This is a genomic window from Rhizobium sp. BK377, from assembly GCF_014193935.1.
Classification (GTDB): domain Bacteria; phylum Pseudomonadota; class Alphaproteobacteria; order Rhizobiales; family Rhizobiaceae; genus Rhizobium.
Map to the genome: position 1 here is coordinate 271,957 of NZ_JACIAC010000006.1, position 25,078 is coordinate 297,034.

25 protein-coding genes are annotated in these 25,078 nt (G+C 60.0%); 9 read left to right on the forward strand and 16 right to left on the reverse strand.

Going from position 1 to position 25,078, the window contains the following annotated elements; translation table 11 throughout:
* Positions 1 to 110 precede the first annotated feature (110 nt).
* The 4 genes from FHT92_RS23050 (at position 111) to FHT92_RS23065 (ending at position 4,479) form a co-directional block, all read left to right on the forward strand.
* The gene (locus FHT92_RS23050) at positions 111 to 1,931 is read left to right on the forward strand and encodes a methyl-accepting chemotaxis protein (protein WP_183829680.1); all 1,821 of its coding nucleotides are present in this window, start codon (positions 111 to 113) and stop codon (positions 1,929 to 1,931) included.
* Between the two features lie 76 nt (positions 1,932 to 2,007).
* Entirely contained in the window at positions 2,008 to 2,484 is a 477-nt protein-coding gene (locus FHT92_RS23055; RefSeq protein WP_183829683.1) for a chemotaxis protein CheW, read from the forward strand.
* Positions 2,485 to 2,517: 33 nt separating this feature from the next.
* On the forward strand, positions 2,518 to 3,372 hold the full coding sequence (locus FHT92_RS23060) for a CheR family methyltransferase (protein ID WP_183748792.1): 855 nt from the start codon (positions 2,518 to 2,520) through the stop codon (positions 3,370 to 3,372).
* Between the two features lie 9 nt (positions 3,373 to 3,381).
* Positions 3,382 to 4,479, forward strand: coding sequence for a chemotaxis response regulator protein-glutamate methylesterase (locus tag FHT92_RS23065; RefSeq protein WP_183829686.1), 1,098 nt, complete (start codon positions 3,382 to 3,384; stop codon positions 4,477 to 4,479).
* Between the two features lie 56 nt (positions 4,480 to 4,535).
* Here the strand turns inward: FHT92_RS23065 and FHT92_RS23070 are convergent, their stop codons facing one another.
* Both FHT92_RS23070 and FHT92_RS23075 read right to left on the reverse strand, forming a co-directional pair.
* Complete coding sequence (locus FHT92_RS23070; protein WP_183829689.1) at positions 4,536 to 5,276, reverse strand: 3-oxoacyl-ACP reductase family protein; 741 nt, start codon at positions 5,274 to 5,276, stop codon at positions 4,536 to 4,538.
* Positions 5,277 to 5,350: 74 nt separating this feature from the next.
* Positions 5,351 to 5,929, reverse strand: a complete 579-nt coding sequence (locus tag FHT92_RS23075) for a TetR/AcrR family transcriptional regulator (RefSeq protein ID WP_183829691.1) — start codon at positions 5,927 to 5,929, stop codon at positions 5,351 to 5,353.
* Between the two features lie 211 nt (positions 5,930 to 6,140).
* On the opposite strand from FHT92_RS23075, the gene FHT92_RS23080 reads away from it, so the two are divergent.
* From FHT92_RS23080 to FHT92_RS23090, 3 genes are all read left to right on the forward strand, one after another.
* Entirely contained in the window at positions 6,141 to 6,941 is an 801-nt protein-coding gene (locus tag FHT92_RS23080; RefSeq protein WP_183829694.1) for an inositol monophosphatase family protein, read from the forward strand.
* 112 nt (positions 6,942 to 7,053) lie between these two features.
* Positions 7,054 to 8,154 carry a MotA/TolQ/ExbB proton channel family protein gene (locus FHT92_RS23085; RefSeq protein ID WP_183748797.1) on the forward strand — a complete coding sequence of 367 codons (1,101 nt, stop codon included), beginning with the start codon at positions 7,054 to 7,056 and terminating at the stop codon, positions 8,152 to 8,154.
* 3 nt (positions 8,155 to 8,157) lie between these two features.
* On the forward strand, positions 8,158 to 9,189 hold the full coding sequence (locus tag FHT92_RS23090) for a peptidoglycan -binding protein (protein WP_183748798.1): 1,032 nt from the start codon (positions 8,158 to 8,160) through the stop codon (positions 9,187 to 9,189).
* Here FHT92_RS23090 and FHT92_RS23095 read toward each other — a convergent pair.
* The 5 genes from FHT92_RS23095 to FHT92_RS23115 all read right to left on the reverse strand — a co-directional run bounded on the left by FHT92_RS23095 (position 9,170) and on the right by FHT92_RS23115 (position 14,286).
* On the reverse strand, positions 9,170 to 10,420 hold the full coding sequence (locus FHT92_RS23095; RefSeq protein ID WP_183829697.1) for an RNA polymerase sigma factor: 1,251 nt from the start codon (positions 10,418 to 10,420) through the stop codon (positions 9,170 to 9,172). The two genes, FHT92_RS23090 and FHT92_RS23095, sit on opposite strands and share 20 nt — an antisense overlap.
* A 7-nt stretch (positions 10,421 to 10,427) precedes the next feature.
* On the reverse strand, positions 10,428 to 10,769 hold the full coding sequence (locus FHT92_RS23100) for a YciI family protein (RefSeq protein WP_183748800.1): 342 nt from the start codon (positions 10,767 to 10,769) through the stop codon (positions 10,428 to 10,430).
* Between the two features lie 228 nt (positions 10,770 to 10,997).
* Entirely contained in the window at positions 10,998 to 11,186 is a 189-nt protein-coding gene (locus FHT92_RS23105; protein WP_183748801.1) for a YegP family protein, read from the reverse strand.
* A 170-nt stretch (positions 11,187 to 11,356) separates the two neighbouring features.
* Positions 11,357 to 12,346: a Bug family tripartite tricarboxylate transporter substrate binding protein gene (locus FHT92_RS23110; RefSeq protein WP_183829700.1), complete on the reverse strand. Its 990-nt coding sequence runs from the start codon at positions 12,344 to 12,346 to the stop codon at positions 11,357 to 11,359.
* Between the two features lie 137 nt (positions 12,347 to 12,483).
* Complete coding sequence (locus FHT92_RS23115; protein WP_183829703.1) at positions 12,484 to 14,286, reverse strand: ABC transporter transmembrane domain-containing protein; 1,803 nt, start codon at positions 14,284 to 14,286, stop codon at positions 12,484 to 12,486.
* A 194-nt stretch (positions 14,287 to 14,480) separates the two neighbouring features.
* Here FHT92_RS23115 and rpmE point away from each other — a divergent pair, with 194 nt between their 5' ends.
* On the forward strand, positions 14,481 to 14,702 hold the full coding sequence (gene rpmE / locus FHT92_RS23120) for a 50S ribosomal protein L31 (protein WP_183748804.1): 222 nt from the start codon (positions 14,481 to 14,483) through the stop codon (positions 14,700 to 14,702).
* 138 nt (positions 14,703 to 14,840) lie between these two features.
* Here the strand turns inward: rpmE and FHT92_RS23125 are convergent, their stop codons facing one another.
* The 3 genes from FHT92_RS23125 to FHT92_RS23135 all read right to left on the reverse strand — a co-directional run bounded on the left by FHT92_RS23125 (position 14,841) and on the right by FHT92_RS23135 (position 17,321).
* Positions 14,841 to 15,356 carry a DUF1465 family protein gene (locus FHT92_RS23125; protein ID WP_112545041.1) on the reverse strand — a complete coding sequence of 172 codons (516 nt, stop codon included), beginning with the start codon at positions 15,354 to 15,356 and terminating at the stop codon, positions 14,841 to 14,843.
* 373 nt (positions 15,357 to 15,729) lie between these two features.
* On the reverse strand, positions 15,730 to 15,921 hold the full coding sequence (locus FHT92_RS23130; protein WP_183748805.1) for a DUF1192 domain-containing protein: 192 nt from the start codon (positions 15,919 to 15,921) through the stop codon (positions 15,730 to 15,732).
* Between the two features lie 119 nt (positions 15,922 to 16,040).
* Positions 16,041 to 17,321, reverse strand: a complete 1,281-nt coding sequence (locus FHT92_RS23135) for an MFS transporter (RefSeq protein WP_183748806.1) — start codon at positions 17,319 to 17,321, stop codon at positions 16,041 to 16,043.
* Between the two features lie 174 nt (positions 17,322 to 17,495).
* Here FHT92_RS23135 and FHT92_RS23140 point away from each other — a divergent pair, with 174 nt between their 5' ends.
* The gene (locus tag FHT92_RS23140; RefSeq protein WP_165911954.1) at positions 17,496 to 17,660 is read left to right on the forward strand and encodes a hypothetical protein; all 165 of its coding nucleotides are present in this window, start codon (positions 17,496 to 17,498) and stop codon (positions 17,658 to 17,660) included.
* A gap of 9 nt (positions 17,661 to 17,669) precedes the next feature.
* Here FHT92_RS23140 and FHT92_RS23145 read toward each other — a convergent pair whose 3' ends face one another.
* The 6 genes from FHT92_RS23145 to gap form a co-directional block, all read right to left on the reverse strand.
* Complete coding sequence (locus FHT92_RS23145) at positions 17,670 to 18,590, reverse strand: PhzF family phenazine biosynthesis protein (protein ID WP_183829706.1); 921 nt, start codon at positions 18,588 to 18,590, stop codon at positions 17,670 to 17,672.
* A gap of 162 nt (positions 18,591 to 18,752) precedes the next feature.
* Positions 18,753 to 19,778 (reverse strand): class I fructose-bisphosphate aldolase, encoded by a 1,026-nt coding sequence (locus tag FHT92_RS23150; protein ID WP_183748808.1) that lies wholly within the window; start codon positions 19,776 to 19,778, stop codon positions 18,753 to 18,755.
* A gap of 233 nt (positions 19,779 to 20,011) precedes the next feature.
* Positions 20,012 to 21,208: a phosphoglycerate kinase gene (locus FHT92_RS23155; RefSeq protein ID WP_183829709.1), complete on the reverse strand. Its 1,197-nt coding sequence runs from the start codon at positions 21,206 to 21,208 to the stop codon at positions 20,012 to 20,014.
* A gap of 80 nt (positions 21,209 to 21,288) precedes the next feature.
* Complete coding sequence (locus FHT92_RS23160; RefSeq protein WP_183748810.1) at positions 21,289 to 23,139, reverse strand: potassium/proton antiporter; 1,851 nt, start codon at positions 23,137 to 23,139, stop codon at positions 21,289 to 21,291.
* 280 nt (positions 23,140 to 23,419) lie between these two features.
* Positions 23,420 to 23,920, reverse strand: coding sequence for a GNAT family N-acetyltransferase (locus FHT92_RS23165; protein ID WP_183829894.1), 501 nt, complete (start codon positions 23,918 to 23,920; stop codon positions 23,420 to 23,422).
* An 86-nt stretch (positions 23,921 to 24,006) separates the two neighbouring features.
* Positions 24,007 to 25,017, reverse strand: a complete 1,011-nt coding sequence (gap, locus tag FHT92_RS23170) for a type I glyceraldehyde-3-phosphate dehydrogenase (RefSeq protein WP_183829711.1) — start codon at positions 25,015 to 25,017, stop codon at positions 24,007 to 24,009.
* Positions 25,018 to 25,078 lie beyond the last annotated feature (61 nt).

Below are 25,078 nucleotides of genomic sequence, written 5' to 3' on the forward strand. Positions count from 1 at the left end.
ATGGAAGCGCCGGGGCACACCGGCTCAGCCGGCAACGCATGAAGCGTTTTTACGGCGGCACAATGTGTCATTTCGCGGGATATCCGCTGCAGTCCTAAAGGGGGCTTGGAATGCGCTTCACGATCAAACTCAAACTGGGCCTGGTGTTCGGTTTTATCGTTCTCCTGACCTGCGCCATGGCCGGTCTTTCGATCTATAATCTCTCGTCGCTGAATAACGACATCACGGTCATGGTTGCCGGTCCGGTGGCCAATCTGCGCGATTCCGGCGACCTCTCCGATGCCGTGATGCGTTCCATCCGCGCCGAAAAGGATGCGATCATCAACACGGATCCGAGCAAGATCGCCGGCTATGTCGATGAGATTTCGCAGCAGCGCGAACAGATCAAGACACTGCAGGCTCGCCTTGCCACTTCCGAAGATACTGACATCAGGAATGGCATGGCTCAGTTCGGCGACCTCTACGGCAAGTGGACGGCGCTGCAGGATCGCGTTGCCGAGCTTGCCACGCAGAACACCAGCGAATCCAATAGCCAGGCCGGCGTCATTTCGATGGGCGAAGGCCAGGCGGTAACAACCCAGCTTCTCAGCATTCTCACCAAGCTGAACGACACCGTGACCGGCAATGTCGCCGAAACCGACGCCGCCACCAACGATCAGTATGCGCAGTCGCGCAACATGCTCGTGATGATGACGATCGGCCTGATCATCGTATCCTCTGCTGCTGCCATCTGGATCCTGCTCAATATCTCCCGTGGCCTCAAGCGCGCAGTCCAACTCGCGGATGCGGTCAGCATTGGCGATCTCGAACAGGACATTGAGCACAGGAGCAACGACGAGATCCGTGACCTGGTCAATTCCATGACGCGGATGACCGGCAATCTGCGCACAACGGCGCAGATTGCCAACCAGATCGCTAACGGCGACCTGACCGTCTCTCCGCAGCCGCTGTCCGACAAGGATACGCTGGGCATCGCTCTGGAGCAGATGGTCGAGCGCCTGCGTGGTGTCGTTGCCGATGCGATTGCCGCAGCTGAAAACGTCTCGTCCGGCAGCCAGGAACTGTCGGCGAGTTCCGAGCAGGTGTCGCAGGGCGCAACAGAGCAGGCGGCCTCGGCTGAAGAAGCGTCCGCGTCGATGGAGGAGATGGCCGCCAACATCAAGCAGAATGCCGACAATGCCGCCCAGACCGAGAAGATTGCCCGCCAGTCCGCCAAGGATGCGGAGAATTCCGGTGATGCCGTCAACCGGGCGGTGGCCGCTATGCGTACGATCGCCGAGAAGATCGGCATCGTTCAGGAAATCGCCCGTCAGACCGACCTGCTTGCCTTGAACGCTGCTGTCGAAGCTGCGCGTGCCGGCGAACACGGCAAGGGTTTTGCGGTGGTCGCTTCCGAAGTGCGCAAGCTTGCCGAACGCAGCCAGTCGGCAGCTGCGGAAATCAGTGCGATGTCCGGTGATACGGTGAAGGCAGCGCAGGAAGCCGGCGACATGCTCGGGCGCCTGGTGCCCGACATCCGCAAGACGGCCGAACTGGTCTCCGAAATCAGCGCCGCCTGCCGCGAGCAGGATATCGGTGCAGCCCAGATCAACGAGGCGATCCAGCAGCTCGACAAGGTGACGCAGCAGAATGCCGGCGCCTCCGAAGAGATGTCGGCGACCTCCGAAGAACTGGCGACCCAGGCTGAGGAACTGCAGGCGTCGATCGCCTTCTTCAAGGTGGACATGGCCGGCAACCGCCTGTCGCGCGCTCCGGCTGCCAAGGTGACGATGCGCACACCGGCTCCGGCCGCAGCCCGAAAGCCGGTCGCCAAGAAGACCGCACCTGCCAATACGGTCGCCGCCCAGCAGGCACGCGCCAAGGGCTTTGCTCTCGACCTTTCAATGGGTGGCCCCGACGACGGGGATGCCGAGTTCAAGGAAAGCGCCTGAGCGTCCGGGTCCTTTCAATCTATTAACAGGCGTCTCCGATAATGGGGGCGCCCGAATCCAAGGAAAGCGGTTGATCATGGCAACAACATCTCTGGAAGCCCAATTCGTGACCTTCAGCCTCGGCGAAGAGATCTTCGCCGTTCCGGTGGAGGTGGTGCGCGAAATCCTCGACTATGCGGAAGCGTTCAAGATTCCGAATGGTCCCGACTATCTGCTCGGTCTGCGCGACGTGCGCGGCCAGGGCGTTCCGACGATCGATCTGCGCCTGAAGCTCGGCATGTCGAAAACCGTGCCGACGCCGCATACGCGCGTGCTGGTTCTCGACGTTCCGATGGAAAATCGCCTTCTGACGCTCGGCCTCGTTGCCGATCGCGTTTTCGAAGTGACGCCCTTCCGTCGCGATCAGATCGAGTCCGCACCTGATATCGGCGTACGCTGGCGTTCGGATTACATCGCCGGTGTCGTGCGCCGCGAGAACGGCTTCGTCGTCATAATCGACCTTGCCCGACTTCTGTCGCGCGAGGATGCCACTGTCCTGCAATCGGCCGCCTGAGGCCTTCAAAACCTGTTCGGAGCGTCACGTTTTATGAGTATGGCTGCGGTAGAAACCCAATTGCCGGGTGACAGGATCAGCAAACGTAATTTCGACAAGCTGGCTCGGTTCATCTACGACTATAGCGGCATCAAAATGCCGTCGACAAAGCTGACGATGCTGGAGGGTCGGCTGCGCCGGCGCTTGCGCGCTACGCGCCATGCGAGCTTCGACGATTATTGTGATTTCCTGTTCAACGAGGGCGGCCTCGATCAGGAGGCCGTCTATCTGATCGACGTCGTGACGACCAACAAGACCGACTTCTTCCGGGAAGCCAAGCATTTCGAATATATGCAGACGATCGCCCTGCCGACGCTCGCGGACAGCGGCTTGCGGACGATCCGCACATGGAGTTCTGCCTGCTCGACGGGGGCCGAGCCCTATACGATGGCTATGGTGTTGGCCGAATTCGTCGAGAGCCGCAGCGATGTTTCCTATAGCGTACTGGCGACCGATCTTTCCACCGATGTGCTGCAGACCGCGCGAAAGGGTATTTATGCGGAAGATCTGGTCGCTCCGGTGCCGCGCGACCTGCAGAAGAAATATGTCATGGTTGCCAAGCAGCAGGGTCGCCGTGAGGTTCGCATCTCGCCGAAGCTGCGCAGCCGTGTCGGCTTTGCCCGCATGAACCTGATGGATGAGAAATATCCTGTTGGTGACATGATGCACCTGATCTTTTGCCGCAACGTATTGATCTACTTCGACAAGCAGACCCAGGCGGGCGTCCTCGGCCGCCTCTGCGATTGCCTCGCCAAAGGAGGATACATGTTTATCGGCCACTCGGAATCGATCACCGGCTTCGACCTTCCCTTGAAGCAGGTTTCAAATACGGTGTTTCAGCGTATCTGAGAGGATTACATGAATAAGAAGATCCGTGTCCTCATCATCGACGATTCCGCCAGCGTTCGGCAGACGTTGACGAAGGTTCTGGAGGGAGATCCGGACATTGAGATCATGGGTGTCGCCTCCGATCCCTTTATGGCGGCGCGCAAGATTCAGGAGGAAATCCCCGATGTGATTACGCTCGATGTGGAAATGCCGCGCATGGACGGCATCACCTTCCTGCGAAAGCTCATGTCACAGCGGCCCATCCCGGTCGTCATGTGTTCGTCGCTGACGGAAGCAGGTTCGGAAACGCTGCTGCAGGCGCTGGAGGCTGGAGCTGTCGATGTCATCCTGAAATCGAAGATCGGTGCGGCCGACAGTCTCGCCGATGATGCGATGCGTATTCGTGAAGTAGTGAAGAGCGCTTCGCATGCGCGGCTTGCGAATGTGCGCCGCGCTGCAGGCCGCGTCCGTGCGGCTTCAGCGGAAGGGCCGGCCAAGAAGCTGACGGCCGATGCGATGCTGCCGCCACCAACTGGCCGGGCCATGGCGAAGACGACGGAAATGGTCGTCTGCGTCGGCGCTTCGACGGGCGGGACGGAAGCCCTGCGTGAATTTCTGGAGGCGCTGCCGGCCAATGCGCCGGGCATGGTGATCGTCCAGCACATGCCGGAGAAATTCACTGCGGCTTTCGCCAAGCGCCTCAACGGTCTTTGCGAGGTCGAGGTCAAGGAAGCAGCCGACGGCGATCCGGTGTTGCGCGGTCACGTGCTGATCGCGCCCGGCGACAAGCACATGCTGCTGGAGCGTCAGGGGGCGCGTTATTATGTGTCTGTCAAGCCAGGACCGCTAGTTTCCCGCCACCGTCCGTCTGTTGATGTGCTGTTCCGTTCCGCTGCCCGTTCGGCTGGCTCGAACGCCATGGGGATCATCATGACGGGAATGGGGGACGATGGTGCGCGCGGCATGCTGGAAATGCATCAGGCCGGCGCCTACACAGTTGCCCAGGACGAGACGAGTTCAGTCGTCTTCGGCATGCCGAAGGAAGCGATCGCCAAGGGCGGCGTCGACCGTATTCTGCCACTCGACCAAATCGCCCGCGAAGTGCTGATCACGCAGCAGAAATCCTGAGTTTCGAACACTGAAAGGAACGGCGGCGCATCTGCGCCGCCTTTCGCTTGTCAGCATCAGGCCAGATAACCGCCGTCGATCGTCAGACTGGCACCGGTGATGAAGGAGGCTTCCGGGCTGGCGAGATAGGCGGCGAAGCTGGCGATTTCCTTGTCCTCGCCCATGCGGCCGAGTGCCATCAACTGTTTCAGCATCTCATGGCTGGCTTCGTTTGAGTTCATGTCCGTTGCCGTCGGACCTGGCTGGATGTTGTTGACGGTGATGCCGCGCGGGCCGAGATCGCGGGCAAGGCCGCGCGTCATGGCGGCGACCGCGCCCTTGGTCATGGAATAGACCGAAGAGGTCGGGAAGCCGCTGCGGTCGGCGACGATGCTGCCGATGGTGATGATGCGCCCGCCCGCTCTCATGTGACGCACGGCAGCCTGCGTACCGGCGAAGACAGCGCGAACGTTGATTGCAAACATGCGGTCGAAGTCTTCGAGGGGGAAATTCTCTACCGAATTCAGCATCAGAATTCCGGCACTGTTCACAAGGATGTCGATGCCGCCGAATGCCGAGACAGTCTCATCGACCGCATCCTGAACGGCTTTCGGATCGGCGCTGTCTGCCTTGATGGCCAGCGCCTTCGCACCTTTTGCTTCTATCTCGGCGACAATGGCCTTCGCCTTGTCGCCGGAGGCGGAATAGGTGAAGGCAACGGTTGCGCCATCGCTGCTGAGGCGGCGGACGATTGCGGCACCGATACCGCGCGAGCCACCGGTTACGAGGGCGATCTTGCCGGAAAGTGGTTGAGACATTGTGGCTTCCTTTCTTTTTGGACTGTTTGATCTATAATTGGGCGTGCGAAAACGGATTGAGAGTTCCAGCACTTTTACCGGAGGCTTCGGATGGCGAGGCGGGCTATTCCGCGGAGCGTTTCGCGAGAGGCGCCGTTGCGGGCACTGATCTTCATGCCCGAGAGGGTCGAGCCGAGAAACTGAACTGCGTCGGTGGTGTCGACATCATCTGCGACCTCGCCCCGCTTCTTGCCTTCCTCGAGGATTGTGTGCACTGCGGATGAAAGCAGGCGGGACGCCTTGTCGGTCAGCGCCGAGACCTCGCTGTCCGTGCGTCCGAACTCGCACACAGCGCTGACGCCAAGGCAGCCATGCCCGGCTTCGGTTTCCGGACGGGAGGCGAAGGCGATGAGCATTTCTTCCAAAGCTTTCAAAGGTGCCATATCGCGGCGCAGATCGGCCACGATTTGAGAGACGCTGTCGAGATTGTAACGGTCGAGCGCTGCCAGATAGAGGCGGCGCTTGTCGCCGAAAGTGTCGTACATGCTTTGCCGGCTGATCTTCATGGCCGACAGCAGCGCATCCGTCGACGTGCCCTCGTAGCCGTGTTCGGTGAACACGGTAATAGCCGCCTTGAGTACGGTGTCGCGATCGAATTCCTTGTGTCTTGCCATAATGTCTCAATAACGTTTATGGACTGATCTGTCCAGAATAATTGGGAACTATCCTTTCGTACTGCAACCCTGCCATGCGGCATTCCCCTTGAAATTTCCCTGATTTTGTGGTCTTGAGGCCGCCAATCTATGCAGCGCTGTCGCTTCCGGCGTTCAGGGACATATCCCGCCCCTGACAGCGCGTCCCGTATTATCCAAGGAAAATGCCCACATGGCCCGTTCAGCTCTTCTCAATGTCATGGTTCAGGCTGCCATCAAGGCAGGCAAGTCGCTGGGGCGTGATTTCGGGGAAGTGCAGAACCTGCAGGTATCCGTGAAGGGACCGGGCGACTTCGTTTCGAATGCCGACCGCAAGGCCGAGAGGATCGTCAAGGAAGAGCTTCTCAAGGCTCGTCCGACCTATGGCTTCCTTGGCGAAGAGAGCGAAGAGATCAAGGGCACCGACGGCGCGCACCGCTGGATCGTCGATCCGCTCGACGGCACGACCAATTTCCTGCACGGTATTCCGGCTTTTGCCGTTTCGATTGCGCTCGAGCGCAACAATGAGATCGTCGCAGGCGTAGTCTTCAATCCGGCTACCGACGAGCTCTACACTGCCGAGCGTGGCGGTGGCGCGTTCCTGAACGATCGGCGTCTGCGCGTCGCCTCGCGCCGGGTGCTTTCCGACAGCGTCATCGGCTGCGGCGTGCCCCATCTCGGCCGCGGCAATCACGGTAAGTTCCTGATCGAGCTGCGCCATGTCATGGGCGAAGTCGCCGGCATCCGCCGCATGGGCGCTGTCTCGCTCGATCTTGCTTATGTGGCCGCCGGTCGTTTCGACGGCTTCTGGGAGGCGGCACTGTCGCCCTGGGACATGGCTGCCGGCATTCTGCTCATCCGCGAAGCGGGTGGTTATGCGACTGACTGGGACGGCGGGGCGTCAATTCTGGAGACCGGTGCGATCATAGCCGGCAACGAGCATATCCACAAAGCGCTCACGGAAGTCGTCAAGCGGCCGGTTCCGACCAAGTGACGATCCGGGCAACAGCCTGTTGTAAAGTCCGGCTTTTCGCCTGCGCATACTTCAATTTGGCACAATGTTGATCTAGTCTTCGGCTGTAAAGAGTCCGGAGGCCGAGGAACCTATGGAAAATGTGAATGTGGCCGAGTTCGGCTCGACCGAGAAGACGGCCGGTGGCTACGCTTACAAACTCTCCAGCCCGATGTCGTTCTTCTGGACGATGGTGCTGTTCCTCATCATCGTGGGCTTCATAGCGGCGATCCTGTTCCGGCAGACACAGACTGCCTTCATGCATAATCCGGGCCTGAACGGTCTCATCGTCGGCGTTCTTGCCGTTGGAATCATTCTCGTTTTCAATCATGTATTGTCGCTTCGGCCGGAAGTACGCTGGTTCAATTCTTTCCGCGCTGCTGGCAGTGCGGAGAAGGTGAACCGCCATCCGCGGCTGCTTGCGCCGATGCGGGCGCTGATCGGAAATCGTAGCAGGTCCGGGGTTGCATTATCGACCACCGCGCTGCGCTCCATTCTGGATTCGATTGCCAACCGCCTCGACGAGTCGCGTGACGTTTCCCGCTATCTCATCGGCCTGCTCGTCTTCCTCGGCCTGCTCGGCACCTTCTGGGGCCTTATTGGCACAATCGGCTCGATCAGCTCTGTCATCCAGTCGCTCGATGCCGGCTCGAATGGCACGGGCGATGTGCTTTCGACGCTGAAGGAAGGGCTCGCAACGCCGCTTTCGGGCATGGGCCAGGCTTTCTCGTCCTCGCTGCTCGGTCTTTCGGGCTCGCTGATCCTCGGGTTCCTCGATTTGCAGGCCGGACGTGCGCAGAACCGTTTCTATACGGAGCTGGAAAACTGGCTCTCCTCCATTACCGATGTCGGCTCGGACATCCCGGTGCCGGCGCTCGATGGCGTTTCCGGCGGCTCCTCGGAAGATATGAAGGCACTGTCGGAATATCTGCGAAAGGTCGCCGAAGGGGACGGCGCGTCCAGCCAGCGGTCGGTCGCCGCCATGGCGAGCCTTGCCGAAGGCATCCAGGGCCTCGTCAAGAACATGCGCAACGAGCAGCAGATGCTGCGCGACTGGATCGAGGTCCAGCAGGACGAAGCAAAGGCGATGCGCCGCACGCTCGATCGTCTGGCTGAACGCATCGGCGTCCAAGACCGCGGCAGCGACAGAGCGCGCGAACGGTCCGTCCATGTCGAAAAGAGCGAGGGCAAGTAAGCCATGCCTCTTGCCCGCAACCGCCGCCACCAACGCGCGGTGGACTACTGGCCGGGCTTCGTCGATGCTCTATCGACGCTGCTCATCGCCATCATGTTCATCCTCACGGTTTTCGTTGTCGGCCAGTTCATTCTCAGCCGCGAAATCAGCGGCCGCGACGAGGTGCTGACGCGTCTCAATGGCCAGATCAACGAGCTCACGCAATTGCTGGCGCTGGAGAAGGGCAGCAATCAGGATCTTCAGGATTCCGTTGCCAATCTGCAGGCTTCGCTTGCAAGTGCCGAAGGCGAGCGTACGCGATTACAGGCGCTTCTCAGCGCCGGTGCCGGCGGCCAGGATGCGGCAAAGCAGCAGATCGGAACGCTGACGCAGCAGCTCGATGAGCAGAAGCAGGTCAGCGACCGTGCCCTCAGTCAGGTCGAGCTCCTCAACCAGCAGATCGCAGCGCTACGCAGCCAGATCGCCGCTGTCGAGGCCGCACTTCAGGCTTCCGAGGAGAAGGATCAGACCTCGCAGACGAAAATCGCCGATCTCGGCCGCCGCCTGAACGTGGCGCTGGCTGCGCGCGTGCAGGAACTCAACCGCTACCGGTCGGACTTCTTCGGTCGCCTGCGTGAAATCCTGTCCGACCGCGACAACATCCGCGTCGTCGGCGACCGTTTCGTCTTCCAGTCCGAAGTGCTGTTTCCATCCGGCGGTGCCGACCTCAATCCGGATGGCCAAACGGAAATGGCAAAGCTTGCCGCTGCCTTGCTGGACCTCGCCAAGGAAATTCCGCCTGAGATCAACTGGGTTCTGCGCGTCGATGGCCATACGGACAACGTCGCGCTGTCGGGCTCAGGTCGCTACCGCGACAATTGGGAGCTTTCATCCGCCCGCGCGATTTCGGTCGTGAAGTTCCTGATCGCGCAGGGCGTGCCCGCAGACCGGCTCGTTGCGGCAGGCTTTGGTGAGTTCCAGCCGATTGCACCGGGCGATACGCCGGAAGCTCGCGCCACCAATCGCCGTATCGAGCTCAAGCTGACCGAGAAATAACGGCCTGAAGTTTGCCGGTGAGGAAGGTGCGGACGGCGGGACTGTCGCTGAGGCCGATCGCTATCCTGTAAGCTTCTGCCGCGGTATCGCTTTCGCCAAGGTCTGCCAGCAGATGAGCCCGCACCGCCCAGTAAGGCTGGTAGCTGGCGATGCCTCGCTGTTCCAATCCGTTCAGCAGCGCGATAGCCGGGGCCGCGCCATCGACCCTGCCGATCACGGCGGCATGGCTGACCTGGGACCCGAGTGTAGGCTTCATCGCGATGAGAGCTCGGTAGAGGGTGACGAGCGCCTTCCAATCGGTCGTACCCGTCCGGCGGCGCGTGGCGTGGACGGACTGGATCGCCGCCAGGCACTGGAACGGACCGAAACGGTCGAAGGTGCCTGCCTTCCTCAAGAATGCATCGGCTTCGGCCATCATGATTTCGTTCCAGAGACCGGTATCCTGCTCCTCAAGCGGTATGTAGACGCCATCGCTATCACGCCGTGCGTGTCTTCTCGCCTCGCAATAAAGCATCAGTGAGAGTAGCCCGACGACCTCCGGCTCCTCGGGCAGGATGGTCATGAGTGTGCGGCCAAGCCAGATCGCTTCATCGGTCAGACCCGTGCGACTGTCTCCTTCACCATCGAGACCGTCCCAGCCGAGCCCGTAGGCGGCATAGATTGCCGAGAGCACGTCTGCCAGCCGTTCCGTCAGGATCTGCCGCTCGGGAATGGTGAAGGGAATGCCGGCCTCGCGGATCTTGGCCTTGGCCCGCACCAGGCGTTGGCTCATGGCATCCGGGGAGATTACGAAGGCCTGCGCGATTGTCTTCGCATCAATGCCGAGCACGGTCTGAAGCATCAGGGGCGTGTGAACGGACAGATCAATTGCCGGGTGTGTGCAGGCAAAAAGCAGCTTCAGCCGTTCATCGGAAAAGTCGGCGTTTCGTGCATCGTTCATGCGCTGCTCGGCCTCCTCGACGGCCAGCGCAATCGTCTCGCTGGCATTGTCGCGCACGGTTCGATGGCGGGCAGCCTGTATGAGGTTGCGGCGGGCTGCGGTGAGAAGCCAGCCCTCCGGATTGTCGGGAATGCCGCGCTCGGGCCAGACCCGCAACGCGGCCGCCAGCGCATCAGACAGGGCGTCCTCCGCGGCCGGAACGTCGCGGGAGCGGGCGGCAAGGAAGGCGATGAGTTTGCCGTAGGATTGCCGTGCCACATTCTCGGCGGCACGGCCCGCATCTGATGTCACAACGGCCTCACGCGACCTGCAGCCGGGGCCGTATTTCCACCGAGCCCTGTTCGGAGACGGGAACCCGTGTGGCCCATGCGAGCGCTGTATCGAGATCGGGCACATCGATCACATAGAAGCCGCCGAGCGATTCCTTGCCCTCCGGGTAGGGGCCATCCTGTACATCGTGGTTCTCACCCTTGCGACGCACAATCGTGCCTGTCTCGGGCGGGGTCAGGCCGGCACCGGCGGTCAAGATCCCGGCTTGCACCAGTGCTTTGGTATAGGCCGTCCAGCCATCGCGGTAGGCAGGGTCGCTGCGGCGGACGAAGTCTTCTGCGGATTCACGAATGATAAGGGCGTATTGCATCGGAAACTCCTGATCCTCTAGGGGCGTTTGACCGGACAAGCCGCATGTAAGGTCGAATTCGCCCATGCTGCAATGTTCCGGTGGCGCGGCCTCAAGCCGTTCCGAAACAATGAGGTCTCAGTCGTCCTCATTTCGACATTGCGATCGAAAAAACCGATGACAGAGAAATGCGCAAAAAATACGCTGAGTAGGGAGTGCTGGAGGCGACCGAGCCGCCTCCGTTTCCGGTCAGGCTTCCGCCTTCGTCTGATCCACGACATCGGCGCCAGACGAATTCTTCTTGATGGATTCAATGGCGTTCATTGCGGACGCCTTCGCCTTGTAGCCTTCGGACGAGAACATGGTCTCGCCGTTCGATGCCTTGAAGCGGAAGCGGAAATCACCGGTCTTATCCTTGTAAACTTCAAATCTGTACATGGATCCCTCCTGGTAAGCTGAAATTGTCCATCAGCCTTCCGAAAGCTAGCCCAGAATAATGGGCTTTTCCACTACCTTAATTAGAATTCAGTCGCATGGCGTCCAAATGCCACCGGCTGGATCGGGCGTGAGAGAAGGAGCTAACGGCATGCTGTCCCCTCCCGTTGTAATCATTCCATTTGGATATGAGCGCCGTCCACGACCGGTTTCCATTTCGCAAGCTCGGCTTTCACATGGGCGGCGAGTTCCTCCGGCGTGGAACCCACGATCCTCGCGCTGAATTCCTTCATCCGCTCGGCTACGGCCGGATCCGCCAGCGCCTTCTTGGCGGAGGCGTTGAGGCGGGCGATCACATCGGCCGGCGTATTGGCCGGTGCAAAGAGCGCATTCCACGTATAGGTCTCGTATCCTGATATACCGGATTCTGCGACGGTCGGAATATCAGGGAAGGATGACGCGCGTTCGGCGGTCGTTACGGCGAGTGCCCGCAGCGTGCCGGCCTTGATGTGACTCGACGACGAGGGCAGGTTGTCGAACATGATCGGCACCTGATTGCCGATGACGTCGTTCAATGCCGGCCCAGCGCCCTTATAGGGAATATGCTGCATGTCGATGCCCGCCATGCTTTTAAAAAGTTCGCCGGAAAGATGCAGCGGCGTGCCGTTACCGGATGAGGCATAGCTATATTTGTCCGGATCGGCTTTTAGCAGCGCGATCAGCTCCTGCACGTTCTTTGCGGGCAGTTCCGGATTGACAACCAGCACGTTCGGCACGATCACGAGCAACGAGATCGGCGCGAAATCCTTCTCTGGGTCATAGGGCGTCGACTTCAGGATCAGCGGATTGAGCGCGTGGGTTGCGACGGTACCCATCAGGATCGTATAGCCGTCCGGTTCGGCGCGCGCGACATTGTCAGCGCCGAGGTTGCCGCCGGCTCCCGCGACATTCTGCACGATGACCTGCTGGCCGAGATCTTCGGACATTTTCTGCGCGACGATACGGGCGACGACATCGGTCGAGCCTCCTGCCGCGAAGGGCACGATCATGGTTATGGATCGGTCAGGAAAGCTCTGGGCCGATGCGGCCGTGCCCGTGGCCGCTGCGAGCAGCCCAAGGCCGAGCGCCAGGCTCATGCGACGGGTTATATCAGAAAGCGCCATCCGAATCTCCTCCCACAGACTTCAACAGCAAAGGCCCCTACCTCGGGCATAGGGAGGTTAGGGCGGGTTGGCGCAAAGGCAACCGCGTCCGGGGAGTTATAGCGATCAGACTTTAGTCGCGATGGCGTATGAGGCAGCTATTTGGCGGTTGCCAGCACATCCTCGTTGGCTGCATCGAATTGCAGGCGGGCGAGCTTCGCATAGATGCCGCCGTGACGGATCAGGCTCTGATGTGTGCCTTCCTCGACGACACGGCCCTGATCCATGACGAGAATGCGGTCGGCCTTGAGAACAGTGGCGAGGCGGTGAGCGATGACAACAGTAGTGCGGCCATGCATAAGCCCGTCAAGCGCCCTCTGCACAAGCGTTTCGCTCTCGGCGTCAAGGGCCGAGGTCGCTTCGTCCAGAAGCAGGATGGGCGCGTTTTTCATGATCGCGCGGGCAATGGCGATGCGCTGGCGCTGGCCACCAGATAGGGTTACGCCCCGTTCACCGACTTGGGTATCGTAGCCCCTGTCCAGCCGGTTGATGAATTCATCGGCCTGGGCCGCGATCGCGGCGGTGCGTACCTGCTCGCGCGTGGCGCCTTGAATACCGAAAGCGATGTTGTCGTGGATCGAAGCGGCGAATATGGTGACATCCTGCGGCACGATAGCAATGCGCTGCCGCAAGGCGTCCGGGTCTGCCTGGCGGGCGTCGATACCGTCGACCTTCACGCTACCCTGTTGCGGATCGTAGAAGCGCAGCAGCAGCGAGAAGACCGTGCTCTTGCCGGCGCCTGATGCACCGACGATCGCGACCGTTTCTCCCGGCAGCACCGTGAAATCCAGTCCGTGCAGGGCCGACTTGCCTGGGCGAGACGGATAGGCGAAGTGCACGCCGTCGAATTGCACGCGGCCTTGGGCGGGCGAGGGGAGAGCTTGCGGGTTTTCGGGGGCGGCGATCGGCGAGACTTCGTCGAGAAGCTCGGTCAGGCGGTCAGCGGCACCGGCTGCCTGCGAAAGCTCGCCCCAGACTTCCGAGAGCGCACCGAGCGAGCCGGCTGCAATGACTGCATAGAGCAGGAACTGGCCGAGCGTGCCGGCCGAAAGCGTGCCGGCAAGGACACTATGAGCGCCAAACCAGAGAACGGCGACCACGCTGCCGAAGATCAGGGTGATGGCGATGCCCGTCAGCAGCGCTCGGGAAGAGACGGCGGAACGTGCGGCCCGATAGGCGGATTCGACGGCCGAGCCGTAGTGGTCTGCCGCAGCGGTCTCGGCGTTGAAAGCCTGCACGGTGCGGCTTGCAGCGATCGTCTCATTAGCGAAGGCGGAAGCCTCTGCCAGTGTATCCTGCGCTGCTCGGGAACGCTTGCGCACCGAGCGGCCGCCGGCGACAAGCGGAAAAACAATGATCGGGATTGCGACAATGACAAGGCTCGAAAGTCTTGGCGAGGTCACGATCATCATGCCGAGCGCGCCGATACAGAGGATCAGGTTGCGAAGCGCCACGGAAGCGGTGGCGCCGACGGCCGATTTGATTTGCGTGGTGTCGGCCGTCAGTCGCGAGACGATCTCGCCGGACTGGTTGACGTCGAAGAAGGAGGGCGACAGCCGTGTGACATGCGAGAAGACATCGCGGCGCAGGTCCGAAACGATGCGCTCGCCGATGGTGATGACGAAATAGTAGCGGAGTGCACTGGCGACGGCGAGCACGATGGCCATGACCATCAGCATGGCAAAGTAGCTGTTGATGAAGGTACCGTCGGCCTGGGTAAAGCCGTGATCGATCATGCGCCGCACGGCAAGCGGTATGGCAAGCGATGTAACGGCGGCGAGCGCCAGCGAAATCAGAGCACCGGCCACCATGCCACGGTAGCGTGCCACATAAGGTGTCAACCTGCCGAGCGGCTTCAGCGAACGCGACTTCTTCTCCCCAAGTTCTGCCTGCTCTGCCAAATTGTCTCCGATCGCCCTCAAAGACCGCGTATTGCGGCTTCGTTGGCCCTTGTTATCCCGGCGCCCTTGATGTATAGGCACCGCATTCTAATGGAAAGCCGTAGCCTTCACGACTGCGGCTTCATTTATTCAATCGGTTCTTCCGCCGCAACTGTCTGCGGCAAATTGGACCTCGGCATCGCAGGAAGATTGTCATGAAGGAAGGCATCCATCCCGACTACCACACCATCAAGGTAGTCATGACCGATGGCACCGAGTACGAAACCCGCTCGACCTGGGGTTCGGAAGGCGCTGTCATGAACCTCGAAATCGACTCCAAGTCGCACCCGGCCTGGACCGGCGGTAACCAGCAGCTGATGGACCGCGGCGGCCGTGTTTCGAAGTTCAACAAGCGTTTCAGTGGCCTCGGCCTCTAATTCGCTTCCGCTCGGCGGAATTCGCAAAAGCCCGGTTTCAAGCCGGGCTTTTTTGTGTTTCATGACTGTAGCGTCGAGCAAACAAAAAACCGGCCGCGTTGCCGCAGCCGGTTTTCAACGAAACTCTATGATGCCGGATCAGTTGTTGCCGAAGGCCGTCTGCAGCAGGGAAAGCTGAGCCTGGACACTGTTCTGATTGTCCGGAACGATCGCAGCTTCTGCGGGGCGATAGATTTCGCGGTCAAGCAAGGCGATACGGTTCTGCAGGCGAAGCGACCGCTCTACGAGGTCGCGGAAGGATTCTGGCAGGTCCCCCCAGCCCGGAGCGTTGCGGTCGACGTTGAAGCCGTCGAGCCGAACCTTGTTCTTCTCAGCCAGAACCTGATCGCGGGACATTTCGCCGTTGTTGACGGCACGCTGCAGGAGCAGCCAGGACGCCATCTGCATGAGACGGGTGGTCAGGCGCATCGATTCAGCCGCGTAAAGGACCGAGGCCATGCGCGGCAGCACCTTGGAGGCTGCGCGGCCTTGGCCGTCGAGGTAGGATGCGGTTTCCTCAACCAGCGACATGCCCTCTGCATATAGCGTCTTGAACTGTGAGGATGCGGCAGCGCGCCCTGCAAAACTGATCGTGTTCAATCCAAGTTCCGACATCTAAAGAATCCCTGTTGCACGCATCTACTATCAGGTAACGCCGGTTTCCGCGGAAAAGTTTCCAAGGCCGGTCTTTATGACTTCAAGATGGTATCTTTAGCCTAGATGCGCAAGCCGTTTCTTAAGAAAAGGTTAATCTCCACAGTTTCGTGGAAAGATCCAAGGCAGCGCAAAAAGAAGAGCCGCAAAGGCGGCTCTCAAGGTAAAACAGGGAGAAAAATCAGACCAATTCACCGCTTGGAAAACTGTCTGAGGTCCAGAAGAATCCGAACGGCACGAGTAATATCTTATAAAGCTTAATTTTTTATTAACGCCGTCCCAATTTAAGACTTGTGACAAGTAATTTCGAAGCAATATTTGCTCGTTCACAGTCTTATGATCGGAAAAGGCTTTCGGCGGCAATCCGGCCGGACGCCTTCTTGGTGGCTTCGGCTTCCAGCCGCGCGATCTCAGCCTTCAATAGCTCCACGCGCGCCTTCAGTTCGTCCACCGAAAGCATGGAGAGATCGGAGCCGATCTCGTGTGCGGTCTTCTTCTGTGGTCTGTCGTCATCCATGAGGCTCATTGTCGCTCCTCCTTTAAACCGTGTCGTGATCTCTCAGATTCGCTTCCACACTTTAAGTCTCTGTTTCAGGGCACGTCGCGCAAAACCGCGGCACAGTTTGCGCGACACGTTTCAGTTCATCAGCCGAACTTTACAGCAGGATCGCCGCTTTCGGGAGATTTGTTGGAGCCGCGCTCGGCAAGGGACATGCTTTGCGGCGTAAGCGTAGGAGATGTTGCCGTCGGGATCGTCGTATAGGCATCGCGGTCGCTTGCCGGAATGGCTGCGCGAATGCGGCTCCTGACGATGGCGTAGCCGGTGATCAGAAGATGGGCGAGCGCCGTCACCAGGAAGAGTGCATGCGGGCTGATGACCGACATGACCGGACCACCAATCGTCGGGCCGATGACGGTGCCGATACCGTAGAGAAGCAGCAGGCCGCCCGAAACCTTCACGAAATCCTCCGATGCCGCAAAGTCGTTCGCATGGGCGACGGCGATCGGATAGAGCGTATTGGCAACGGCACCGTAGAGGATGACGAGGCCGATCAGGAAAGCAGGGGACGAGGGGTGCAATACGAATATCAGGAGGCCGGCGAGCGCTGCAATGGCCGACATGGCCGCCAGCACATAACGGCGGTCGATGCGGTCGGAAAGTCGCCCGGCCGGAAGCTGCATTATCGCGCCAGCAAAGATGGTAGCACTCATCATCACCGCAATCGAAGTATCGGAGAGGCCGGCACCCGCGCCGAAGACGGCGCCGAGCGTACCATAGGCGCCGTTGGCGATGCCGACGAGCAGAATGCCGAGGCAGGAGACGGGCGAATTGCGATAGAGTGCAGGCAGATCGAGTTTCACCGCCTTCAGTGGCTGTGGCGAGGCGGCGGTCGAGAGCGTCGTCGGCAGCATGGCGATGCAGTAGAAGATACCGCAGATCATGAAGAGCACCGGCGTGCGCACGTCTTCCAGCGGGATCATCAACTGACCGCCCACGACGCCGAGCAGCGTGATGCCGATATAGAGCGAAAAGATCGCACCGCGGCTTTCATTGTTCGCCCGTTCGTTCAGCCAGCTTTCGATGATCATCGAGGTGCCTGCGGTTGAGAAGCCGGTGACGGCGCGCAGGATGACCCACCAGACCGGGTCAATGACGATGCCGCTCACGAGCGCGATGATGGCGATAATCGCGATGAAGCCGGAGAAGGCGCGCACATGGCCGACGCGGCGCACGATCTTCGGGGCAACGAGGCAGCCGATGACGAAGCCCGCGGCCCAAGACGTGCCGAGCAAGCCGAGTGTGGTCGTTGCATAACCTTCGAGATTTCCGCGCACGGGAAGCAGAATGCCCTGCAATCCGTTGCCCATGAAAAGGAAAAGCGTGCCAAAGAGCAGCGCAGCGACGGACAGCAGATTTCTTGTCATATCCCCAGACTCGGCGTGTTCGCTTTGAAAAGGACATAAGGCGAGACCTGTATCTGCCTAGTCCATAAGAATGTTGATTGTGTCCCGGAATGCCTTTACGGCGAGTAGATATTCTCTGTTCGCGTGAAAAAATGTCCGTCCTGTGACATTCTGATAAATGGAAAAAATAAAGCCATGACAAAGCTGATAGCGTTGCTGCTCATCCTTGCCATGGCAATCCAGGTCATCAAGCCGCTCGGCTATCCAGGGCTGCGCCGCCGGATGGATTTCTGGAAGATCGCGCTGATTGCCTTTGCCATCTGGGCGGTGGCGCTGCTGGCGCGCGACTTTGTAGTGTGATGCCTACATTCAGTCCCGTAGGATGATTTCGCCCTTCATAACGGGCACGCAACTTCCCGAGATCGTCACGTCAGTCACCGTGCCGGCCTTCTTGATCACATCGAGTTCGATGATGCTGCGCCGGCCCATTTCGATGCCCTGTTCGATCGTCACGTGCTGGCTGATGTCCGCCGCCGGCTGGAGTGAGACGAGATAGGCGGAAAGGGCTGCCGAAGCGCTGCCGGTCGCCGGATCTTCGATGACGTTGTCCAGCGGTGCGAACATGCGGGCGCGGATATTCCATGGCGTAGCCGCCGGGCGAACGTAGAGAAACAGGGAGAAATCGTGGCTGCCCGTTAGAGACTTGGCCGCAGCCTGGAAGCCGTTGATATTAGGGCTTGCCGCGGCCAGAGCCTCGAGGCTTTCGAGTTCGGCAACGGCAAATTTCAGGCCGACGGAGACGAAGACCGGGGCATGCGTGTTCTTGCGGATTGACGCCGGATCGATGGAGACGCAGCCGGCGATGATCGCATCGGGTATCGTGTCTCCTATTTCAAGCGGTCGTGGAGCACGGATCGTCGCTGCTGTGACTTGGCCTTCACGGCGCTGCAGGGCGACTTCCACGAGGCCGGCCTTTTCTTCGAACCGCAGCGTATCGCCGGTGGGGCGGCCGAAGATTTCGCTTTGCTGGCCGAGTATATAGGCGGTGCCGACATTGGGATGACCGGCGAAGGGTATCTCCATCGTCGGCGTGAAGATGCGCACCCTTGCCGTGTTTTCGGGCTTCTCCGGCGGCAGCACGAAGGTGACTTCTGAATAGCCGAATTCGGCGGCGATCTTCTGCATTGTGGCGTCGCTGACACCCCTGGCGTCGCTCATGACCGCGAGCGGGTTACCCTCGAAGCGGGTGGAAGTGAATACGTCGACGGTGGTGTAGGACAGGCTGTTCATGGCGGCTCCGATGGTTGAGGCGCCATGATTACCGAGGCCGGCGATTGCGGCGAAGGATTATCTTGTCGCCATGACAAATCGCAGTGGCGATACGCAGGCACAAAAGAAAACAGGCGGCGAAGATGCTCGCCGCCTGCGTGTTTTTCTCGATGCTCAAGAAGCTTATGCAGCTTTTTCGAGCTCAGCCTTCCAATTGCCCTTGGCGGCGAGGCTGTTCATCTCAGCGCGGTGCGTGAACTCGCGCTGGCCGGCGGCGACGTTTTCCTGCTTGCCATTCCAGGTCTTGAGCGCACTGTCCTGCAGGGCGCGGCCATAGGAGAAGGTGACGAGCCAGGGCAGATCGTAGCCCGAATTGATCGCGGAGAGATGCGCGGTTGCTTCTTCCGTGGTCTGGCCGCCGGAGAGGAAGGCGATACCCGGAACTGCTGACGGGACCGTGTGCTTCAGTACCCGCACGGTGCGCTCGGCAACTTCAGCGACGGAAGCCTTGCGCGCATTCTTCCCGTCGATGACCATGTTCGGCTTGAGGATCATGCCTTCGAGGCTGACACGTGCTTCGGCCAGTTCCTCGAAGACGATGCGCAGCGTGGATTCGGTCACTTCGGCGCAGCGGTCGATATTGTGGTCGCCCGGCTTGCCGTCCATAAGGCACTCCGGCTCGACGATCGGGACGATCCTAGCTTCCTGGCAGAGCGCTGCATAACGGGCCAGCGCCTGAGCGTTCGCACGTACGGAACCGCGGGTCGGCAGGGTCTCAGAGATAGCGATCACACCGCGCCACTTGGCGAAACGGGCGCCGGCTTCGTGATATTTGGCAAGGCGGTCTGCGAGGCCGTCGAGGCCTTCAGTGATGGTTTCGCCAGGGAACTTGGCCATCGGTTTGGCGCCGATATCCACCTTGATGCCCGGAATGCTGTCGGCGGCCTTGATAATGTCGACGAAAGGCGTGCCGTCGGCGGCCTTCTGAAACAGGGTTTCCTCGTAAAGGATGACACCGGAAATGTACTTCTTCATTGCGTCTTCCGAGCGGAAGAGCATCTCGCGATAATCGCGGCGGCTGGTTTCGGTCGATTCAAGATTGATCGTATCGAAACGCTTCTTGATGGTGGAGGTCGATTCGTCGGCTGCAAGCAGGCCCCGACCGCCAGCAACCATCTTCACTGCAATGTCTTCCAGTCGTTCGCTCATCTCGTTCTCTCCACAATGAAACCCAGCAGAATTGACAATATAGAACTCGGATAACAGAAGTTTATAGGGAGAAAAATGGGAGCGCTAAGTCATTGAAACGATTGAATTGATTTCAATCGTTTGAAAGTTCGGGAATTTTTTCTCTTTTTGAGCAAAAGACCGCGGAAGCGCTAGCCTCCGCGGTCTATCCTGCTGGAATATCTGCCTAATCGGCTTACCGATCAGTGGGTGAGTTAACGGGAGAGAACGGCCACGCCGGGCAGTTCCTTTCCTTCCATCCATTCAAGGAAGGCGCCGCCTGCCGTCGAAACATAGGTAAACTCTTCGGCCACGCCGGCATGGTTCAATGCTGAGACCGTATCACCACCGCCCGCGACGGACGTGAGCTTACCCGCCTCGGTGCACTCGGCGGCAAATTTCGCGGCGGCAACGGTCGCCGCGTCGAAGGGTTCGATTTCGAACGCGCCGAGCGGACCGTTCCAGACAAGCGTAGCGGCGCGTTCGATCCAAGCCTTGACGGCATCGATCGACTTCGGCCCGACATCGAGGACCATGGCATCGTCAGGGATGGCTTCAATCGAGACGATCTCATTGGCAGCACCTGCCTTGAACTCGCGGGCGACGACACCGTCTTCAGGCAGAACGATCGCGCAGCCGGCGGTGGCGGCCTCGATCATGATCTGCTTGGCGGTATCGGCGAGATCATGTTCGCAGAGCGATTTACCGACGTCGGTGCCGCGGGCGGCAATGAAGGTGTTGGCCATGCCACCGCCAATGACGAGCGCATCGACCTTCTTCACGAGGTTCATCAGGAGATCGATCTTGGTCGAGACCTTGGCGCCTCCGACGATTGCGACAACCGGACGGACCGGCTTGCCGAGGCCCTTTTCCAGTGCCTCGAGTTCGGCCTGCATCGTGCGCCCCGCATAAGCCGGTAAATGATGGGCAAGACCTTCGGTGGAGGAGTGGGCGCGGTGCGCGGCCGAAAAGGCGTCGTTCACATAGATATCGCCGTTTGCCGCGAGCGCCTTGGTGAAATCCGGATCGTTCTTTTCCTCGCCCTTGTGGAAGCGGGTGTTTTCCAGAAGGAGGATATCGCCATTGGTCATCTTCGCGACGGCAGAAGCGGCTGCCTCGCCGATGCAGTCGGAAGCCGTCAGCACGGCGTGGTCAAGTACCTGCTCGACCGAGGGGGCAACCAACGAGAGGGAGAATTCTGGTGAGGGACCGTCCTTCGGGCGGCCGAAATGAGCGAGCAGGATGACCTTGGCGCCCTTTTCTGACAGTTCGAGGATCGTCGGCGCAACGCGCTCGATGCGGGTCGTGTCCGTAACCTTGCCGTCCTTGACCGGGACGTTGAGGTCGACGCGAACGAGAACGCGCTTGCCGGCGATGTCGTTGAGGTCGTCGAGGGTCTTGAAAGCTGCCATGGAAGGATCCGTTCGTGGTTGCGAAAGTTGCGCCGACCATAGCAAGGATCGGGGGAGACGCAAGGCAGTCGGCGGCCGTTTTAGCGCGGGCTTTCGTCACGTCCGGCAGCGCTTTCCGCAGCCGTCGCCTCGTGCTTTTTACGGCCTTTCATACGCTCGCGGGTGCGCTGGATAATCTCGCGCAGATTGATGAAGATCGGCAGCGTAATGGCGGGCTCGACGGCTTCCAGCGACATCCCGACGGAGGTGATGTGATCCTGGTCGTCGAGGTCGCGGACGATGAGGATGAGCGAGCCGAGACGGACGCGATCGGCATAGTCCGCCTTGCCGCCGAGACGCTGTTTCATCAGTTCGGCGATCGTCAGACCCTTTTCGGATTCGTTGAGCAGGCCCGGACCATAGGCAGCATCGAGATCGGCGGCAGGCCGGGCCGGCGACAGCGCAAAGGCGCCGAAAAATTCCGCGTCGTCCTCATCAACAGGTGCACGGCTGGCGAAGAGCCGGTCGAGCAGGCGCGAATAGCTGGGTGCGATGAAGAGGTAGACGAGATCGTTTTCCCTCAGGCGGCCGGCATATTGGTAGCGCATCGACTTGCCGTCCCGGATCACGAGGGAGGGGGCTGCCCAGCGCGGAATGCGTTCGCCGCGAAGAACCGGGCTGTCCTTGATGACGCGATAGGAAAGCAGCTCGTGATTGGCGGCACCCGGCAGATCGACCTCGACCTTGTCGACCGCGCCGATGCGCGGCGGGATGATGAGGCCGAGGCGCTTGGCAACCGGTTTGATCGTCCAGCCTTGTACGAGCAGCGAGACGAGCACGATGATGAACGCGGTGTTGAAATAGATCTGGCTGTGCTGCAGGCCGCCGAGGATCGGCATGATGGCAAGCAGGATGGAGACCGCGCCGCGCAGGCCGACCCAAGCGACAAAGCCGATTTCCTGCTGCGTATAATCGAAAGGCAGCAGCGACAGCCAGACGGCGAGCGGCCGGGCGACGAAGATCAGAAACAGTGCCAGCAGGATTGCCGGTACGATGATGACCGGGAACTGCGAGGGCGTCGCCAGCAGGCCGAGCACGAGGAACATGATGATCTGGGCAAGCCAAGTCATGCCATCCTGAAAGCGCCTAATGGTGCCGATCGCCTGCATCTTGCGGTTTCCAGCGTAGATGCCGGCGACATAGACGGCAAGGAAACCACTGCCGCCGACTGCGCCAGTGAACGAGAAGACAAGCAGGGCGAGCGCCAGCACGAAGATCGGCGTGAGGCCGCGATCGGTTTCCAGCCGGCCAGCGATCAGCACGATCATCATGCCGCCGAGCAGGCCGAGGATGACGCCGAGGCCCATTTGCTGAATGAACATGGCGAGCATGCCGATGTTGATACCGGCGTAGCGTTCGCCGCTCGCTAAGACCTCGACCAGTGCGATGGTCAGGAAAATCGCCATCGGGTCGTTGGTGCCGGATTCGACTTCCAGCGTGGAACGCACCTTGTCCCTGATATTGATGCCGCCGATGCGCAACAGGAAGAAGACCGCGGCGGCATCGGTGGAGGCGACGATCGAGCCGAGCAGCATGCCTTCCAGCCAGGTGAAGTTGAGCAGCCATCGGGCGGCGAAGGCAAAGAGGGCTGCCGTCAGAAGCACGCCGACCGAGGCCAGCGTCAGCGACGGCACCGCTGCAATGCGGAAAGCCTGCATCGGCGTGCCAAAGCCGGAATCGAAGAGAATGATTGCAAGAGCAATCGAACCCAGGACATAGGCGAGGTAGTTGTTGCTGAATTCGATGCCGAGACCATCGACACCGGCGGCAAGGCCGATCATCAGGAACAGCAAAAGCAGGGGAGCGCCGAAGCGGAAGGCAAGAAGGCTCGAAAAGGCAGCAAGAAGCACAAGCGCCGTCGCAACGAGCACCACAATGTAAAACGCTTCCATGCCTACCCCTTTCGCCTCATCACGCCATCCCGAAGCCGCTCCGGCCTGTCCCTTGCCCCTCCGCGCCCAGTGCGATCTTTTAATAAACGGCAAAATACAGCAGAAGGGTAGGCCTTGCGGGCTTAACCTCTACTGCATCGCTGCATCATGCTGCTGGACAGCCCTCGGGTAAGGACCAGTGAGGAATGCTACGGAAAAAAGTCTGATAAAGAATGTAGAAGCAATTCAGGCGAGAGGAGGGCGGATAGGCCGGGTGAGGGACTTTTTATTGAGCTGGCCGTCAGAGGCCGCTTTTATCTTTGCTCACCTGATATTGCTTTTGAATTCGATCCACCGGCGTACCGTCGTTCAGCGGCACTTTCTCCAGCGTGTTATAGGTGCGAAACCCCATCTTCTCGTAGTAGGCCAGCCCGCCGGCATTATCGGCGCGGATGGTCGCATTGATGACGTCGATATTGCGTTCCTCGGCAGCGGAAAGCGTTGCTGCAAACAGCGCGGTGCCTACGCCTGATATCTTTGGGCTCTGGCGCGCGAAAGTTCCGATATCGGCCCAACCCTCTGGCAGGTCGCCGTAACGGCTGAGGAACTGAAAGCCTGTCAGGCCAGAGCCCGCTTGCGCCACATGGCAGACAATTGCGAATTCGCCTGATATGAACCAGTCAGCCAGGATTTCGGGAGAAAAGGGATCCTGCAGCGCGGTCGTGCCGCCGGCTTCGATGATTTCATTGATAAGTCTGCAGAGTTCCTCCGCGTCATCAACAGTCGCCTTGCGAATGGTCAGCTGCGTCACGCTCTTTCCTCAACGTTTGCCCGAAACGAAAACGGCCCGGTTTCCCGAGCCGTTTTCTAATGTCACTGCCTGAAGGCTCAGATGAGCTTGGCGAAGGCGACAGCCGTGTCGGACATGCGGCTGGAGAAGCCCCACTCGTTATCGTACCAGGACAGGACGCGCACGAAGTTGCCTTCCATGACCTTGGTCTGATCGGTTGCGAAGATCGAGGAGTGGCTGTCGTGGTTGAAGTCGCGCGAGACGAGCGGCTCGTCGGTATAGCCGAGAATGCCCTTCAGCTTGCCGTTTGCGGCAGCCTTGATGGCTTCGTTGATTTCGCCGACCGTGGTCGTCTTCTTGGAAACGAACTTGAAGTCGACGACTGAGACGTTCGGGGTCGGAACGCGGATCGAGGTGCCGTCAAGCTTACCCTTCAGGTGCGGCAGAACGAGGCCGACGGCCTTGGCAGCGCCCGTCGAGGTCGGGATCATTGAAAGCGCAGCAGCGCGGGCACGATACAGGTCCTTATGCATCGTGTCGAGCGTCGGCTGGTCGCCGGTGTAGGAGTGGATGGTCGTCATGAAGCCGTGGTCGATGCCAACGGCGTCATCGAGAACCTTGACGACCGGCACAAGGCAGTTCGTGGTGCAGGAGGCGTTGGAGATGACCAAGTGCTCCTTGGTGAGCTGGTCATGGTTGACGCCGAAGACAACGGTCAGGTCAGCGCCATCGGCAGGAGCTGAAACGATGACGCGCTTGGCGCCAGCCGTCAGGTGGGCCGCAGCCTTGTCGCGGGCGGTGAAGATGCCCGTGCATTCCATCGCGATGTCGACACCCAGTTCCCTATGGGGAAGGGTTGCCGGATCCTTGATCGCGGTGACCTTGATCGGCTTGCCGCCACCGACGATGATCGTATCGCCTTCGACCTTCACTTCGGCCGGGAACTTGCCATGGATGGAGTCGTAACGGAGCAGGTGGGCATTGGTCTCAACCGGGCCGAGGTCATTGATGGCGACGACTTCGATGTCGGTGCGGCTGGACTCGACGATGGCGCGAAGAACGTTGCGGCCGATACGTCCGAAACCGTTGATGGCAACCTTGACTGTCATGTGCATTCACTCCCTAGAGGTGGGGCTTGCTAATAGTAGATGAGGAAGTACCCGAAGGTAC

Coding starts and splice junctions, on each gene's coding strand:
- FHT92_RS23050 (WP_183829680.1), top strand. CDS start 111: ATGCGCTTCACGATCAAACTCAAACTGGGCCTGGTGTTCGGTTTTATC.
- FHT92_RS23055 (WP_183829683.1), top strand. CDS start 2,008: ATGGCAACAACATCTCTGGAAGCCCAATTCGTGACCTTCAGCCTCGGC.
- FHT92_RS23060 (WP_183748792.1), top strand. CDS start 2,518: ATGAGTATGGCTGCGGTAGAAACCCAATTGCCGGGTGACAGGATCAGC.
- FHT92_RS23065 (WP_183829686.1), top strand. CDS start 3,382: ATGAATAAGAAGATCCGTGTCCTCATCATCGACGATTCCGCCAGCGTT.
- FHT92_RS23070 (WP_183829689.1), bottom strand. CDS start 5,276: ATGTCTCAACCACTTTCCGGCAAGATCGCCCTCGTAACCGGTGGCTCG.
- FHT92_RS23075 (WP_183829691.1), bottom strand. CDS start 5,929: ATGGCAAGACACAAGGAATTCGATCGCGACACCGTACTCAAGGCGGCT.
- FHT92_RS23080 (WP_183829694.1), top strand. CDS start 6,141: ATGGCCCGTTCAGCTCTTCTCAATGTCATGGTTCAGGCTGCCATCAAG.
- FHT92_RS23085 (WP_183748797.1), top strand. CDS start 7,054: ATGGAAAATGTGAATGTGGCCGAGTTCGGCTCGACCGAGAAGACGGCC.
- FHT92_RS23090 (WP_183748798.1), top strand. CDS start 8,158: ATGCCTCTTGCCCGCAACCGCCGCCACCAACGCGCGGTGGACTACTGG.
- FHT92_RS23100 (WP_183748800.1), bottom strand. CDS start 10,769: ATGCAATACGCCCTTATCATTCGTGAATCCGCAGAAGACTTCGTCCGC.
- FHT92_RS23105 (WP_183748801.1), bottom strand. CDS start 11,186: ATGTACAGATTTGAAGTTTACAAGGATAAGACCGGTGATTTCCGCTTC.
- FHT92_RS23110 (WP_183829700.1), bottom strand. CDS start 12,346: ATGGCGCTTTCTGATATAACCCGTCGCATGAGCCTGGCGCTCGGCCTT.
- rpmE (WP_183748804.1), top strand. CDS start 14,481: ATGAAGGAAGGCATCCATCCCGACTACCACACCATCAAGGTAGTCATG.
- FHT92_RS23125 (WP_112545041.1), bottom strand. CDS start 15,356: ATGTCGGAACTTGGATTGAACACGATCAGTTTTGCAGGGCGCGCTGCC.
- FHT92_RS23130 (WP_183748805.1), bottom strand. CDS start 15,921: ATGAGCCTCATGGATGACGACAGACCACAGAAGAAGACCGCACACGAG.
- FHT92_RS23135 (WP_183748806.1), bottom strand. CDS start 17,321: ATGACAAGAAATCTGCTGTCCGTCGCTGCGCTGCTCTTTGGCACGCTT.
- FHT92_RS23140 (WP_165911954.1), top strand. CDS start 17,496: ATGACAAAGCTGATAGCGTTGCTGCTCATCCTTGCCATGGCAATCCAG.
- FHT92_RS23145 (WP_183829706.1), bottom strand. CDS start 18,590: ATGAACAGCCTGTCCTACACCACCGTCGACGTATTCACTTCCACCCGC.
- FHT92_RS23150 (WP_183748808.1), bottom strand. CDS start 19,778: ATGAGCGAACGACTGGAAGACATTGCAGTGAAGATGGTTGCTGGCGGT.
- FHT92_RS23155 (WP_183829709.1), bottom strand. CDS start 21,208: ATGGCAGCTTTCAAGACCCTCGACGACCTCAACGACATCGCCGGCAAG.
- FHT92_RS23160 (WP_183748810.1), bottom strand. CDS start 23,139: ATGGAAGCGTTTTACATTGTGGTGCTCGTTGCGACGGCGCTTGTGCTT.
- gap (WP_183829711.1), bottom strand. CDS start 25,017: ATGACAGTCAAGGTTGCCATCAACGGTTTCGGACGTATCGGCCGCAAC.